The sequence below is a fragment of the Bacillus sp. 3103sda1 genome (assembly GCF_024159135.1).
In the GTDB taxonomy this organism is placed as follows: Bacteria; Bacillota; Bacilli; order Bacillales; family Bacillaceae_G; genus Bacillus_A; species Bacillus_A rhizoplanae.
The window spans coordinates 12,501-27,500 of the sequence record NZ_JAMYWS010000001.1 but is presented as its reverse complement, the minus strand read 5'-3'; the positions used below and the strand labels follow the sequence as shown (position 1 = coordinate 27,500).

General features: G+C 38.7%; 14 protein-coding genes, 1 tRNA gene, 2 rRNA genes, 1 other RNA gene and 1 other annotated feature (2 of these 19 running past the window's edge). Of the genes, 4 read left to right on the top strand and 14 right to left on the bottom strand.

Going from position 1 to position 15,000, the window contains the following annotated elements:
* The 5 genes from recR to tadA form a co-directional block, all read right to left on the bottom strand.
* Positions 1-159: the start of a recombination protein RecR gene (gene recR / locus NKR74_RS00135; RefSeq protein ID WP_098310719.1), read on the bottom strand. The gene continues 438 nt to the left of window position 1, outside the view; 159 of the gene's 597 nt are visible here — the first part of the coding sequence; it begins with the start codon at positions 157-159; its stop codon lies beyond the left edge, outside the window.
* Positions 160-173: 14 nt separating this feature from the next.
* A complete protein-coding gene (locus tag NKR74_RS00130) occupies positions 174-500 on the bottom strand; it encodes a YbaB/EbfC family nucleoid-associated protein (protein ID WP_176524706.1) in 327 nt (108 codons plus the stop codon).
* Between the two features lie 74 nt (positions 501-574).
* Entirely contained in the window at positions 575-2,260 is a 1,686-nt protein-coding gene (gene dnaX, locus NKR74_RS00125) for a DNA polymerase III subunit gamma/tau (RefSeq protein WP_098310717.1), read from the bottom strand.
* A 270-nt stretch (positions 2,261-2,530) separates the two neighbouring features.
* Positions 2,531-2,795: signal recognition particle sRNA large type (gene ffs / locus NKR74_RS00120), an RNA gene on the bottom strand.
* 77 nt (positions 2,796-2,872) lie between these two features.
* Positions 2,873-3,370: a tRNA adenosine(34) deaminase TadA gene (tadA, locus tag NKR74_RS00115; protein WP_098310716.1), complete on the bottom strand. Its 498-nt coding sequence runs from the start codon at positions 3,368-3,370 to the stop codon at positions 2,873-2,875.
* A 73-nt stretch (positions 3,371-3,443) separates the two neighbouring features.
* On the opposite strand from tadA, the gene NKR74_RS00110 reads away from it, so the two are divergent.
* The 3 genes from NKR74_RS00110 (at position 3,444) to NKR74_RS00100 (ending at position 5,410) form a co-directional block, all read left to right on the top strand.
* Entirely contained in the window at positions 3,444-3,980 is a 537-nt protein-coding gene (locus NKR74_RS00110) for a cysteine hydrolase family protein (RefSeq protein ID WP_098310715.1), read from the top strand.
* Between the two features lie 123 nt (positions 3,981-4,103).
* Positions 4,104-4,742, top strand: coding sequence for a deoxynucleoside kinase (locus NKR74_RS00105; RefSeq protein WP_253628325.1), 639 nt, complete (start codon positions 4,104-4,106; stop codon positions 4,740-4,742).
* Positions 4,742-5,410, top strand: a complete 669-nt coding sequence (locus tag NKR74_RS00100; RefSeq protein ID WP_098310713.1) for a deoxynucleoside kinase — start codon at positions 4,742-4,744, stop codon at positions 5,408-5,410. Before NKR74_RS00105 ends, NKR74_RS00100 begins: the two co-directional genes overlap by 1 nt.
* 36 nt (positions 5,411-5,446) lie before the next feature.
* Here NKR74_RS00100 and NKR74_RS00095 read toward each other — a convergent pair whose 3' ends face one another.
* The 7 genes from NKR74_RS00095 to guaB form a co-directional block, all read right to left on the bottom strand.
* A complete protein-coding gene (locus NKR74_RS00095) occupies positions 5,447-5,821 on the bottom strand; it encodes a sigma factor-like helix-turn-helix DNA-binding protein (protein WP_176524702.1) in 375 nt (124 codons plus the stop codon).
* A gap of 165 nt (positions 5,822-5,986) precedes the next feature.
* A tRNA-Ser gene (locus tag NKR74_RS00090) sits at positions 5,987-6,079 on the bottom strand.
* Positions 6,080-6,299: 220 nt separating this feature from the next.
* Positions 6,300-7,574, bottom strand: a complete 1,275-nt coding sequence (serS, locus tag NKR74_RS00085) for a serine--tRNA ligase (RefSeq protein ID WP_098310711.1) — start codon at positions 7,572-7,574, stop codon at positions 6,300-6,302.
* A 51-nt stretch (positions 7,575-7,625) separates the two neighbouring features.
* Positions 7,626-7,847 (bottom strand) — a binding site (T-box leader).
* Between the two features lie 54 nt (positions 7,848-7,901).
* Positions 7,902-8,492, bottom strand: coding sequence for a pyridoxal 5'-phosphate synthase glutaminase subunit PdxT (gene pdxT, locus NKR74_RS00080; protein WP_253628324.1), 591 nt, complete (start codon positions 8,490-8,492; stop codon positions 7,902-7,904).
* 17 nt (positions 8,493-8,509) lie between these two features.
* Positions 8,510-9,397: a pyridoxal 5'-phosphate synthase lyase subunit PdxS gene (gene pdxS, locus NKR74_RS00075; RefSeq protein ID WP_098310709.1), complete on the bottom strand. Its 888-nt coding sequence runs from the start codon at positions 9,395-9,397 to the stop codon at positions 8,510-8,512.
* Positions 9,398-9,556: 159 nt separating this feature from the next.
* Positions 9,557-10,876, bottom strand: coding sequence for a D-alanyl-D-alanine carboxypeptidase family protein (locus NKR74_RS00070; RefSeq protein WP_309247623.1), 1,320 nt, complete (start codon positions 10,874-10,876; stop codon positions 9,557-9,559).
* Between the two features lie 104 nt (positions 10,877-10,980).
* Positions 10,981-12,444: an IMP dehydrogenase gene (gene guaB, locus NKR74_RS00065; protein WP_253628323.1), complete on the bottom strand. Its 1,464-nt coding sequence runs from the start codon at positions 12,442-12,444 to the stop codon at positions 10,981-10,983.
* A 116-nt stretch (positions 12,445-12,560) separates the two neighbouring features.
* Between guaB and NKR74_RS00060 the strand changes: the two genes are divergently transcribed.
* Positions 12,561-13,547, top strand: coding sequence for a YaaC family protein (locus NKR74_RS00060; RefSeq protein WP_253628322.1), 987 nt, complete (start codon positions 12,561-12,563; stop codon positions 13,545-13,547).
* Between the two features lie 39 nt (positions 13,548-13,586).
* On the opposite strand, the gene rrf is transcribed toward NKR74_RS00060, so the two are convergent.
* Positions 13,587-13,702: ribosomal RNA gene (gene rrf / locus NKR74_RS00055) — 5S ribosomal RNA — on the bottom strand.
* Between the two features lie 50 nt (positions 13,703-13,752).
* Positions 13,753-15,000 (bottom strand): 23S ribosomal RNA (locus tag NKR74_RS00050) (it continues 1,674 nt past the right edge of the window).

Below are 15,000 nucleotides of genomic sequence, written 5' to 3'. Positions count from 1 at the left end.
GTTTCGCTTTGCATTTACAAGTGACTTCGCAAAATCTAATACATCATCTTCTTTCATATCCAATACGAAAAAGGCCAGGCGAACAGCTGTTTTCGGCCCGATTCCTGGCAATTTCATAAAGCTATCAATTAGCTTTGAGATTGGTTCTGGGTAGTGCATCTATGACCAACCTCCTAGAACATACCGCCAGGTAAATTCAATCCTTTTGTAAATTGTCCCATTGTAGAAGATGATAGCTCTTCTGCTTTCTTTAATGCATCATTCGTTGCAGCTAATACAAGGTCTTGTAACATTTCGATATCTTCTGGATCTACAACTTCTTCTTTAATTTTCACTTCTAAAATTTGCTTATGTCCATTCGCGATAACTGTTACCATACCACCGCCAGCTGTTCCCTCAACTGTTTTTTCACCAAGTTCCTCTTGTGCTTTCGCCATTTGTTTTTGCATTTTCTGCATTTGTTTCATCATGTTATTCATATTTCCCATTCCACCACGCATCATAATAATTCCTCCTAATTGGTTCTTAATGAATGTTTATAGTTTAATAAAGAAAAATCCATTTAAGACGTGTTTTACTCTCTTATTTCAATTAATTGTTCTCCCACAATCTTTACAGCTTCTTCGATAAGAGGATCTTTCGGCTTTTCCGCTTCTTCTGAAGGACTACCTTCATGTTGTAAGAAACCCTCACGAATTTTTCCCCATTCACTTTTTGGGATTGCAATCATTTGCAACCTCTTTCCAAACAGTTCAAAGAGAATTTGCTCTACCGTATCTGTTGCCTCGCGATTTTCACTCGCCATTTTACAATGTATTTCATACTTAAAAGCAAGAACATAAGAAGTAGTAGAAGCTGCGACTGGCTCACTGTTTTCTAACAAAACCGCATAAGCAACTTTATTATAATTTTTCAATCGCTCTAACAGTTCACCCCACGCACTCTTTAGTTGCTCTAAATCTTTACGAGTCGCTTGTTTTAAAACTTCATGAACACGCCCGACAGGTATTTTCATACTACCAGAACGAGTCGGCTTCGGTGTAACCCTTGTTTCTTTGACCTCTTGTTGCACAGAAACTGGTACACCATGTTGCTTCATATTTTCTAATTCCTGTTCTAATTGCTGCATTCTTTGTAAAACAGCTTGCAACCGATCCGCTCCATTTGCTTTCATCGCAAATTGCTGACACAATTGCACCATAACTACCTCTAAAAAAATACGAGGATGGTTTGTCCATTTCATTTCTTGTTGACTTTTACTAAGCGTATGAATAATTTCATAAATCATTTCAGGCTGCATATCCTGACTTAACTTACGAAATGAATCATCAACAATAACTCTCTCTAGCATATCCTCTAGCTGAGGCGAAGTTTGATACAAAAGCATATCTCGATAATAGTAAATGAAGTCTTCCATGAAGCGAAGTGGATCTTTCCCTTGATTCATAATATCATCAACAATACGCAGCGCTTTTGATACATCATTTTCATAGATGCACTCTACAAGGTTTGCTAAATATCGCTGTGAAACAGAACCTGTAACCGCTAATACATCTTCTACTGTCACCACTTCATCACTATAAGAAATAGCTTGATCAATTAAACTTAATGCATCACGCATACCACCTTCTGCGGCACGCGCTACAATTTGAAGCGCTTCCTCGTCCACTTTCGTTCCTTCGTTGTTTACAACAGTTGTTAATCGTTCGACAATATCATGCACTGATATTTTTCGAAACTCAAAACGCTGACAACGAGAAATAATTGTTGGTGGAATTTTATGTGGTTCTGTCGTTGCTAAAATAAAGATAACATGCTGCGGGGGTTCTTCTAATGTTTTTAATAGCGCATTAAAAGCACCCATAGAAAGCATGTGAACTTCATCAATAATATATACTTTATAGCGAACTTCGCTTGGAGCATATTTCACTTTATCTCTTATATCTCGAATTTCATCTACACCGTTATTCGAAGCCGCGTCAATTTCTAATACATCTGAAATAGCACCTTGCGTAATTCCTAAGCATGCAGGACATTCATTACAAGGTTCAGCTGTAGGAGCATGCTCACAGTTGATTGCTTTGGCAAATACCTTTGCAATTGTTGTTTTCCCTGTTCCTCTTGGACCAGAAAACACATAGGCATGTGATGCTTTCTCTTGAAGAAGGGCATTTTGCAACGTTTTCGTTACGTGCTTTTGACCGACTACATCTTCAAATTTTTGCGGTCTCCATGTTCGGTATAACGCCTGGTATGACACGAAAATACGGCCTCCCCCAAAGGTTATTATCTCGGTTATCCCGCTATTTGTGAACAGTAATCCCCAGCTTAAAACAAAAAATTAGATGGGAGATAAACTGCCCGTAAAAGCCCGATTCGTTCGACTGATAATCAGGGGGGATAAATAATCTCCCACTGATTAAAGTTTCATCTTATTATAACCTATTCTGATTATAGATTCCAAAAGTTATTTTCCATACAAAAAACCCATCCTATTCATATAGGATGAGTTTTATATGCTATATAACTGCCGTGCACCTTCTGTCGATTACGTACCATAAGCGTTACTTAAGCAGTTAGCTCGGTTCAGGCACTCCTGCGGCACACGAGAAGACCCGCTTATTGCTGCTTCCTTCCGGACCTGACAAGGTTCACGGGGTCCCGTTGCGCAGGACCCAAACGTCAACACCACTTACTTAAGGCAGACCCTACAGTAGCATAACCTCGAGAAGGGATTCGGCCTCGCTAGAGCGGATTGCGAGTACAGGGCACCGCTACCTCCCCGCTTAGCACGGCAAAGTTAAAACCATATTTAGTTGCCTTATCTGAAGGCAATATCAGTATAACTTGTTTCCTAGAAAATTGCAACGTGTTAACAAAGACTATTTTTATCCAGTTTTTCCTTCTCTTTCTTCCTCTTTTTGCGTAGTTCTCGGAAAAAGGTTGTTAATAAGGCTCCACACTCTTCTTCTAATACACCAACCACAACTTCAGATTGATGATTAAACCGTTCCTCTGTTAATAAATTCATTAATGTGCCAGCACATCCACCTTTTGGGTCACTCGCTCCATATACAACACGTTTTACACGCGATAACACAATTGCACCAGCACACATTGGACACGGCTCTAATGTGACATATAGGGTTGCATTTTCCAAACGCCACGTCCCTAACTTTTTGCACGCATCATCAATCGCTAACAATTCAGCGTGAGCAATTGACCGTTGCTCTGTTTCACGCAAGTTGTGCGCACGACTTACTACCTCACCGTCCACTACAACAACTGCACCAATTGGTACTTCTTGTATTTCTTCAGCCTTTTTTGCTTCCTCTATCGCGAGCTTCATAAAATAAATATCTTCTTCCATAACAAAATCCTTTCATCACAAATAACTTTTCTATATTCAATCCAATCTAAAGAGAAAGGAAAGGAGATTACATATGAAAAATACAGCACTTCTTATCATCGATATGATTAATGATTTTCAATTTTCACATGGACCTATCTTAGCACGAAAATGCAAAAATATTACAGAATCCATTTTACAACTCAAACAAAAAATGAAAAACTCTGGCTGTCCAATTATTTATGTAAATGATCATTACCATTTATGGAGAGCTGATATCAACGAACTTATTACCTATTGCACAAATGAATATAGCCAAGAAATTATAAAAAAAATAGCACCCTCAAGCGATGATTATATTTTTATTAAACCACATTATTCTGCTTTTTATGAAACCCCCTTAAATTCATTGTTAGGTCATTTAAAGATAGAAAATCTTATTTTAACGGGGGTAGCTGGAAATATATGCATCCTATTTACCGCAAATGACGCTCATATGAGAAATTATCAATTATATGTACCTGAAGATTGCATTGCATCCAATTGCGACCAAGATAATAAACACGCCCTGCATATTATGCAAACAACTTTAAAAGCAAACACTTCCCTATCATTTGATTTAAAGTTGTAACAACATAGGTCGATTTTCTAACTTTTTATGAAAACTAGTCCTTTCTGCCTCCTCTTATGCTACAATAATTCTGTTTTGTGCTTTTTATTAGTGCTAAATTATGTTTTGGAAGGAGGCAACAGCGTGACCGGAGTACCATTTATTACGGTCGAAGGACCAATTGGTGTCGGAAAAACTTCACTCGCGAAAGCGATATCGACTCACATGCAACTCCATTTATTGAAAGAAATCGTTGATGAGAATCCTTTCTTAGGCAAGTTTTACGAAGACATCCAAGAATGGAGCTTTCAAACAGAAATGTTTTTCCTCTGCAACCGTTATAAGCAACTAGAAGACATCGATACAAAATATTTAAAACAACATATTCCTGTTGTAGCAGATTACCATATATTCAAAAATTTAATTTTTGCATCTCGAACATTACAGGGTTCCCAATACGAGAAATACATGCAAATTTATCGTATCTTAACACAAGATATGCCCGTTCCAAACGTCATCGTGTATATAACAGCAAGCTTAGAAACACTACAAAAACGAATTGCCATGCGCGGACGGGAATTCGAAAAAAATATAGATCCAAATTATTTACTACAACTCATTGAAGATTACGAAGCGGCAATGGAAGCTTTCAAACAAGATCATCCGAGCATCCCTGTACTAAAATTCAACGGAGATAATATGGATTTTGTGAAAAATGAATCGGACTTAAACGTAATCTTATCAGCATTACAAAATACACTGACGAAGGAGATTAACCAGTAATGAATTTGAGACAAAAATACGATATTCCAAATGATGCTGTTATTACGATTGCAGGAACAGTGGGTGTCGGAAAATCCACAATGACAAATGCATTAGCAGATGCACTTGGTTACCGCACATCTTTTGAAAAAGTAGATTCTAATCCGTATTTAGACAAATTTTACAATGACTTCACACGTTGGAGCTTCCACTTACAAGTTTATTTCTTAGCAGAACGTTTTAAAGAACAAAAAAGAATCTTCGAATACGGTGGTGGATTTATTCAAGACCGTTCTATTTATGAAGATACGGGAATTTTTGCAAAAATGCATTATGAAAAAGGAACAATGACTGCTACAGATTATGAAACGTATAAAAGCTTATTCGACGCAATGGTTATGACACCTTACTTCCCACACCCTGATTTACTCATTTATCTAGAAGGATCATTTGAAGATATCGTAGATCGTATTAAAGAGCGTGGAAGACCTATGGAACAGCAAACACCGATTGAGTATTGGGAAGAGATGCACGCACGCTATGAAAATTGGATTAATGATTTTAATGCTTGCCCTATACTACGTCTTAATATTAATGAATATGATATTTTGCAAAATGAAAATTCAATTGAACCAATCGTTAAGAAAATTGGTCACTTCTTACAACAAACACGTAAACTTGTAAAATAAAAAACCCGTGCAATCGCACGGGTTTTTCCTATAAACTTAGTTTTTCTTTTTGGTCGGAGCAATAATTTCGCTCTCTGATTTTCCGGCATTAATGCGCTGACGTACAGTGCTTACACTGATATCGTACGCCTCAGCAATTTCTTTTACCGTCATTTCTGTCCCGTTAATAACAGCCGTAATTACTTTACGTTTTGCAGCTGCTTGTTTTTCGATTTGTTTTGGTGCTTCTACCTTCTTCACTTCTTGTTTCACATCACAGATGCAACCACTAAGTTTACGAAATGTTTCATCACTTACAATACGAGATACGTTCGCAGCACTGTTTAAAATTTTATTTTTCTTGCAAACGGGGCATTGTACATAGTATAGTGTTTTTCCGTCAAGCGGAAACGTTTGTATAATAATATCCATGGTAGCTCCTTTCATATCTATGAAGATAATCCTCGGAATATGAGTGTTTCTATAAGAGATTATATCTCCTATATGCTACTTCCTGATTGGTTAAAATAAAAACTCGTTACGTGTTGGTAACGAGTTCTCCAATCTCCACTTATATGCGCTGTTGTCAATTATATATGGCGGAGGAAGAGGGATTCGAACCCCCGCGCGGCTCGCACCGCCTGTCGGTTTTCAAGACCGATCCCTTCAGCCAGACTTGGGTATTCCTCCGTATTCACATGACATGAAATATAATATCAAAAGAAAAACAGTTCGTCAACCCTGCTATATATAGAAAAGGAAAGGAAAGAGATTTTTTCTCTTTCCCTTCTCATACAATTTATCCTAATCTAATAAACAGGAAGATCGTCAGTGTCAAATGTATCTCTTCTCCTGTTAAAAATTCCACTTTATTCTTGCTGGATAACAAGAGATGTGTATGAATAAAACTTTATTTAATAACTGTTTTTCCTCCCATATAAGGGCGAAGAACTTCTGGAATTATAATTGTACCATCTTCTTGCTGGTAGTTTTCTAAAATTGCTGCAACTGTACGTCCAATTGCAAGCCCAGATCCATTTAGTGTATGAACAGGTTCTGGTTTAGCATTCGGCTCACGACGGAAACGAATGTTTGCACGTCTTGCTTGGAAAGCTTCAAAGTTACTACAAGAAGAAATTTCACGATATGTACCGTAGCTAGGAATCCATACTTCGATATCGTATTTCTTCGCCGCTGTAAATCCTAGATCTCCTGTACACATGCTCATCACACGGTATGGAAGGTCTAATAATTGTAATACACGTTCTGCATCATTTGTTAATTTTTCTAGTTCCTCATAAGAATCTTCAGGTTTTACAAATTTCACAAGTTCTACTTTATTAAATTGATGCTGACGAATTAAACCACGTGTATCACGACCAGCTGAACCTGCTTCAGAACGGAAGCACGCACTAAATGCTGCATAACGAATGGGCAATTGGTCTGCACTTAAAATCTCATCACGATGCATATTTGTTACAGGTACTTCAGCTGTAGGAATCAAGAAATAGTCTTCACTTTCAATACGGAATGCATCTTCTTCAAATTTTGGAAGCTGTCCTGTCCCTGTCATACTTGCACGATTTACCATATATGGAGGTAACACTTCTTCATATCCGTGTTCTTCTGTATGAAGATCAAGCATAAAACTAATTAAAGCACGTTCTAACTTTGCACCTGCACCTTTAGAAAATACAAAACGGCTTCCCGTTACTTTAGCAGCACGCTCGAAATCTAAAATTCCTAAGTCAGTTGCAAGATCCCAGTGAGGTTTTGGTTCAAAATTAAACTCTCTTACCTCTCCCCAAGTACGTGCTACCACGTTATCATCCTCTGTTTCACCAATTGGTGCAGATTCATGTGGGATATTTGGAATAGAAAGCATTAATCTTTCTAAATCTTCTTCAACTGTACGAAGCTCATTATCAAGATCCTTTACTTTTTCTCCTACTTCACGCATCTCTAAAATTAGTGCCTCTGCATCTTTCTTTTCACGTTTTAACACAGAGATCTGTTGAGATACTTCATTACGTTTGCTTTTCAATTCCTCTGTTTGAACAAGTAACTCTCTTCTTCTTGTATCTAATTCTTCAAAACGACCGAAATCAGTTAAATCTTCCCCTCTATGCTGTAATTTTGCTTTTACTTCTTCAAAATTCGCACGTAAAAATTTAATATCAAGCATTATATATTCCTCCTTTTGTTTTATAAAACACAAAAAACTCCCGTCCCTGTAAAAAGGGACGGGAGTTAACCCGCGTTGCCACCCTAGTTGAAAGCACCATTGCTTTCCTCTCAAGTAGAAATAACGGCTCTTCACCGGAAATGCTTACTAATCATAAAGATATTCCACATTCCATTCCAGGATGGATTCACAAACTGTTTCTATCGGTTTCCACCAACCACCGACTCTCTATAAGAAACAACATTTGTTACTACTTCCTATCAACACGCTTATTTTATAAAATTATTATCATCAATTTACTATAATCTTACACAAGTTGCAAGTCACTTATACGACTTTTTTCATTTTCGCTTCTTTCACCATCTCTACGAAATAAGCCGTAACACGATGATCATCTGTTAATTCTGGATGGAAAGAAGCTGCTAATAAATGATTTTGTCGAACCGCTACCATGCGATCTTCATGTGTACATAATACTTCTACATGATCTTCTACATCGACAACATATGGCGCACGAATAAATACACCGATAAAGTCTTCGCCCACACCTTTCATAGAAAGGGCAGCCTCAAAGCTATCTTTTTGGCGACCAAACGCATTGCGTTCAACGGTAATATCCATTGCACCAATATGTGATTCTTCATATCCAATAAGGTTCTTTGCAAGTAAAATCATACCTGCACATGTACCAAACATCGGTTTTCCTGTTTTAGCAAATTCACGAAGCGGTTCCATGAAACCATATTTATCAATAAGACGGCGCATTGTTGTGCTTTCACCGCCTGGTAAAATAAGTCCATCTACTTCATCTAACTGCTCTGTATGTTTCACAATAATAGCTTGTGCACCACTTGCTTCTATTGCACGTACATGTTCACGAACAGCTCCTTGAAGTCCCAATACACCGATTGTAATCATTTCAAAAACTCCTTTAATTACCAACCGCGCTCTTGCATGCGTTGTTCTGGTAATAATGTTGAAATTTCAACACCTTTCATTGCATTACCCAGTCCTTTAGAAAGACGAGCAATTAATTCATAATCTTCATAATGTGTTGTTGCTTCAACAATTGCACGTGCAAATTTTTCTGGGTTTTCTGATTTGAAAATACCAGAACCTACGAATACACCATCTGCACCAAGTTGCATCATTAATGCAGCATCAGCTGGAGTTGCAACGCCGCCTGCTGCAAAGTTTACAACTGGTAAACGACCAAGACGTTTAATTTCAAGTAATACTTCATAAGGAGCACCAGTGTTTTTTGCATATGTCATTAATTCATCTTCACGTAGGTTCGCAACTTGACGAATTTCTGCGTTTACTTGACGCATATGACGTACAGCTTCTACAATATTCCCTGTGCCAGGCTCACCTTTTGTACGAAGCATAGATGCGCCTTCAGCAATACGACGCGCTGCTTCACCGATATCACGGCATCCACATACAAACGGAACAGTGTAATCACGTTTATTTAAATGGTACACTTCATCAGCCGGAGTTAATACTTCACTCTCATCAATATAGTCTACCCCTAATGATTCAAGTACACGCGCTTCCACAAGATGGCCGATACGACATTTTGCCATAACTGGAATTGATACAGCACCCATTACTTCTTCTACAATCGTTGGATCTGCCATACGCGAAACGCCACCTGCTGCACGAATATCAGCCGGAACTCGTTCTAATGCCATAACAGCAACCGCACCTGCTGCTTCTGCAATTTTTGCTTGCTCAGCGTTAACTACGTCCATAATGACGCCGCCTTTTTGCATTTCTGCCATTCCACGTTTTACACGCTCTGTTCCTGTTACATTTATCATGTACAAAAACCCCCCTAGGTGAATTGCTTTTCCCCACTTACGACGAAAAGTAAGAATACTCTTACATTCTACCATTACTTATTAGAGGCTTGTCTACTATTTTTTGATAAAATCGGTGCGAAAAACAGGAAATTAAAAAAGCCCCCCTATGGGGAGCTCTTAGAACCAACCTTTTACAGTATCAACTGCACCATTCCATATATCACTAAAGAAAGAACCAATGCTGCGCATAGAAAGAACAAACCAGTTTGCTTTCTCTACATCTTGTTTTGTTACAAGATCTACTTCCATTGACTTACCGGTTAAAAATCCTACATCATTTGCATCTTTTGCTGATACAGTCATATAACCAAGTGTGGTGCCTTTTTTGATTGGCGCCTCATTCTCTTTATTTACTGCTTTGAAATCTGTTTTATAAACATCTTTACTTCCTTTTGGCATTGGAAGTACAACTTCTTCCTTCGTTTGCACTGCTACATCTGTATCTTTTGCTTTATTTACATGAACTGTTTCATGACCTTTTACTTGAGAATTTTTCGGATATACTGTTTTCGTTTGGAAATTCGTAAAACCGTAATCAAATAGCTTCTTAGTTTCTGCAAAACGTGCTGTGTGAGATTTCGTATTAATAACAACAGAAATTAAACGCATACCATTACGTTCTGCTGTACCCGTAAAACAATCCCCAGCTTCTGGAGTAGAACCTGTTTTCAAACCATCTACCCCTTCATATTGCATAACTAATCCAGGTAACATCCAGTTCCAGTTATCCATGTTCACTGGATATTTTCCACCTTCTTGGAATGTCTTTTTCGGGATTTTAGATGTCTCTAACGTATCTGGATACTCTTTAATTAAATGCTGCGCTAAGATTGCACAATCTCTAGCAGACATTTTATTCTCTTCATCCGGAGTTGTCCCTTCAGGCTGCTGCCCTTTTAAATCTTTATTTGTTAATCCTGTACAGTTTACAAATTTATAGTTTTTTAATCCAAGCTCTTTCGCTTTGTCATTCATCATCTTAACAAAATTAGCTTCTGAACCACCGATTAATTCAGCTAAGGCAATCGTTGCACCATTTGCAGAATAAATTGCCATTGCCTCGTATAACTCTTTTACAGTATAAGTACCGCCATTTTCTAAAGGAACATTTGATAAAGAACGGTCTTGTGAAATAGTATGAGCATATTCAGAAATTTTTGTTTTTTGATCCCACTTAATTTTCCCTTTTGCGACTGCATCATGAACTAAATACTCACTCATTATTTTTGTCATACTCGCAATTGCTAATAGTTCATCTGGATTTTTTTGATATAAAATCTTTCCAGAATTTGCTTCCACTAAAATTGCCGCACCTGCATCAACATTCAAAGGAGCATTTGTTTCTGCAAATGCGCTGCTGTATGTAAAAAACATGCTGCAAAATAGTGTAAGTACTGTTACAATCGCAATCATTTGCCTACGGAACATACCTGTCACTTTTGTTACCCCCAATATATTTGTACTCACATAAACGTTATTCTAACACAATCAAAAAAAAATAGACAGAGATACTAAATCTCTGTCTATTTTGATATCCGACATTATAATGAATAGTTTGGTGACTCTTTTGTAATTTGGACATCATGCGGATGACTTTCACGTAATCCAGCACCTGACATACGGATAAACTGTGCATTTTCACGTAAGAATGGTAAATCAGCTGCACCGCAATATCCCATACCTGCACGTAATCCACCAACTAATTGATGTACCGTATCCGCTAAAGGACCTTTAAATGGAACACGGCCTTCAATTCCTTCTGGAACAAGTTTTTTATTGCCTTCTTGGAAATAACGATCTTTACTTCCTTTTTCCATTGCTCCAACAGAACCCATACCGCGGTATACTTTAAATTGACGACCTTGGTAAATTTCTGTATCTCCAGGGCTTTCTGCTACACCGGCAAAAATACTTCCAAGCATAACAACGTGTGCACCTGCTGCTAATGCTTTTACAATATCACCAGAATATTTAATTCCACCGTCAGCAATGACTGGGACACCGTGTTTACGAGCTTCTGTCGCACAGTCATAAACTGCTGTTAATTGAGGAACACCAACACCAGCTACAACGCGTGTTGTACAAATAGAACCTGGTCCAATACCAACCTTAACAATATTTGCACCTGCTTCAATTAATTCACGAGTTGCTTCAGCTGTTGCAACGTTACCAGCGATAATATTTAATTTTGGATACTTTTCACGAACTTCTCTCACTTTGTCTAATACACCTTTTGAATGTCCATGAGCTGTATCAATAACAATTACATCAACATTTGCTTTTACTAAAGCATCGATGCGCTGCATTGCATCAGCTGTTACTCCAACAGCTGCACCTACTAATAAACGACCTTGTTTATCTTTTGCAGAGTTTGGAAACTCGATTACTTTTTCAATATCTTTAATTGTAATCAAGCCTTGTAATACGCCGTTATTATCAACAAGAGGGAGTTTTTCAATTTTATGTTTCTGTAAGATTTTTTCAGCATCTTCTAGTGTAGTATGAACTGGAGCTGTAATTAAATCTTCTTTCGTCATTACATCGGAAATCTTAATTGAATAATCTTGGATAAAACGCATATCACGGTTCGTAATAATACCTACAAGTTTTCGCTCTTCTGCATCATTTACAATTGGAACACCTGAAATACGATATTTCCCCATCAAATGTTCTGCGTCATACACTTGATGATCTGGAGTTAAAAAGAAAGGATCTGTAATAACGCCGCTTTCAGAGCGTTTTACTTTGTCTACTTGCTCAGCTTGTTGTTCAATAGACATGTTCTTATGAATAATTCCTAATCCACCTTGACGAGCCATTGCGATAGCCATATCAGCTTCTGTTACTGTATCCATACCTGCACTAATTAAAGGGATATTTAATTGTAAACTTTCAGACAAAACTGTTTTCACGCTTACTTCTCTTGGTAATACATCAGATCTAGCTGGTACAAGTAATACATCATCAAACGTTAAACCTTCTTTAACAAATTTAGATTCCCACATAAATGATTCCCCCCATGATACCTGAAATTATTATTAGTAGCTTAACAATTGGTTAAAATACTGTCAAGAAAGACAGTATATGTTAGAATTTTCTAAAAATAAAAGGAGAGTATACAATGCAGCGTTCATCAATCACTTGGCAGGAATTAAGCTTCTTTCTTTCTTCTACTCACACGCAACATTATCTTACCCATTGCTATAAAAAATTAGGTAATACAAATACTGAGAAAAAAAGTTTTGAAAATTGTTATCCATTTATTTATTACTTAGAGCATGGGAAAAATTACTATGAGTTATGTCATACTGCTCCATTTTCCATTAAACCAGTATTATTGTTTTATGGAATGAGCCAACTCCTAAAAGCTTGTTTGCTTACAGTCAATCCTAATTATCCGGAATCAACTTCTGTATTAGCACATGGGGTCACAACAAGAAAGCGAAAAAAACAAAGCTATCAGTTTATAGATGATGAAGTTAAAATACAAAAGCATGGACTATTTACTCAAGTTGCGGAACAAATGTTTCATATGAAACATTTAGAGGGAGAAAAATATACAATGGGGGAGTTACTGCAACGAATCGCAGAACTAAAGGATTTATTCCTATACAGTAAAAGAAGAAATAAGCTATATAAACTAAAAGAGGTGACAGAGAATATCTTTACTTTTCCTACTCATGTTTTAGACGCTTTTCATATGACAGAAGAACGTTTTATACGATATATGGAGGGGAGTTGCAAACATCTTAACATTCGATATACAAACGCTAAAGAAAATGATTCCTACTTGCATTTTACAGCTCCTATTAAACAATGGAATCCATTATACAGTGCACCTCTTACATATAATCACTATACAAATACTTATTATTTACCTGCCAATGGCGAAACAGCTCCTGTTTTCTCAGAATTACTTACACACTATCTTTTGCTTTATAACTTAAGTATGATTTCCCGTTATGAAACAGATTGGTGGTACGATTTACTTGGAAGTTACTCTTCTGAAGATTATCCGTTTATCTTTCAATTTTTAGCTGTTACGGCTGAAAAAGTGCCATACTATATTTATTTATATTTAATGCATCAACATAACGCTATTTCTTAGGAAATAAAAAAGACGAGTCCAATGACTCGTCTTTCGTTTGCCTGGCAACGTCCTACTCTCACAGGGACAAAGTCCCAACTACCATCGGCGCTAGAGAGCTTAACTTCCGTGTTCGGTATGGGAACGGGTGTGACCTCTCTGCCATCATTACCAGACTTATGAAGGTATATTCCTTCAAAACTAGATAACATTTGCTTCATATTATATGGTTAAGTCCTCGATCTATTAGTATTCGTCAGCTCCACATGTCACCATGCTTCCACCTCGAACCTATCAACCTGATCATCTTTCAGGGATCTTACTAGCTTACGCTATGGGAAATCTCATCTTGAGGGGGGCTTCATGCTTAGATGCTTTCAGCACTTATCCCTTCCGCACATAGCTACCCAGCTATGCCCTTGGCAGAACAACTGGTACACCAGCGGTGCGTCCATCCCGGTCCTCTCGTACTAAGGACAGCTCCTCTCAAATTTCCTACGCCCACGACGGATAGGGACCGAACTGTCTCACGACGTTCTGAACCCAGCTCGCGTACCGCTTTAATGGGCGAACAGCCCAACCCTTGGGACCGACTACAGCCCCAGGATGCGATGAGCCGACATCGAGGTGCCAAACCTCCCCGTCGATGTGGACTCTTGGGGGAGATAAGCCTGTTATCCCCGGGGTAGCTTTTATCCGTTGAGCGATGGCCCTTCCATGCGGAACCACCGGATCACTAAGCCCGACTTTCGTCCCTGCTCGACTTGTAGGTCTCGCAGTCAAGCTCCCTTATGCCTTTGCACTCTACGAATGATTTCCAACCATTCTGAGGGAACCTTTGGGCGCCTCCGTTACTTTTTAGGAGGCGACCGCCCCAGTCAAACTGCCCACCTGACACTGTCTCCCGGGTCGATAAGACCCGTAGGTTAGAATTTCAATACAGCCAGGGCGGTATCCCACCAGCGCCTCCACCGAAGCTAGCGCTCCGGCTTCAAAGGCTCCCGCCTATCCTGTACAAGCTGTACCAAAATTCAATATCAGGCTACAGTAAAGCTCCACGGGGTCTTTCCGTCCTGTCGCGGGTAACCTGCATCTTCACAGGTACTATAATTTCACCGAGTCTCTGGTTGAGACAGTGCCCAAATCGTTACACCTTTCGTGCGGGTCGGAACTTACCCGACAAGGAATTTCGCTACCTTAGGACCGTTATAGTTACGGCCGCCGTTTACTGGGGCTTCAGTTCAGAGCTTCGCTTGCGCTAACCCCTCTCCTTAACCTTCCAGCACCGGGCAGGTGTCAGCCCCTATACTTCGCCTTACGGCTTCGCAGAGACCTGTGTTTTTGCTAAACAGTCGCTTGGGCCTATTCACTGCGGCTTTCCGTTAAGAAAGCACCCCTTCTCCCGAAGTTACGGGGTCATTTTGCCGAGTTCCTTAACCAGAGTTCTCTCGCACACCTTAGGATTCTCTCCTCG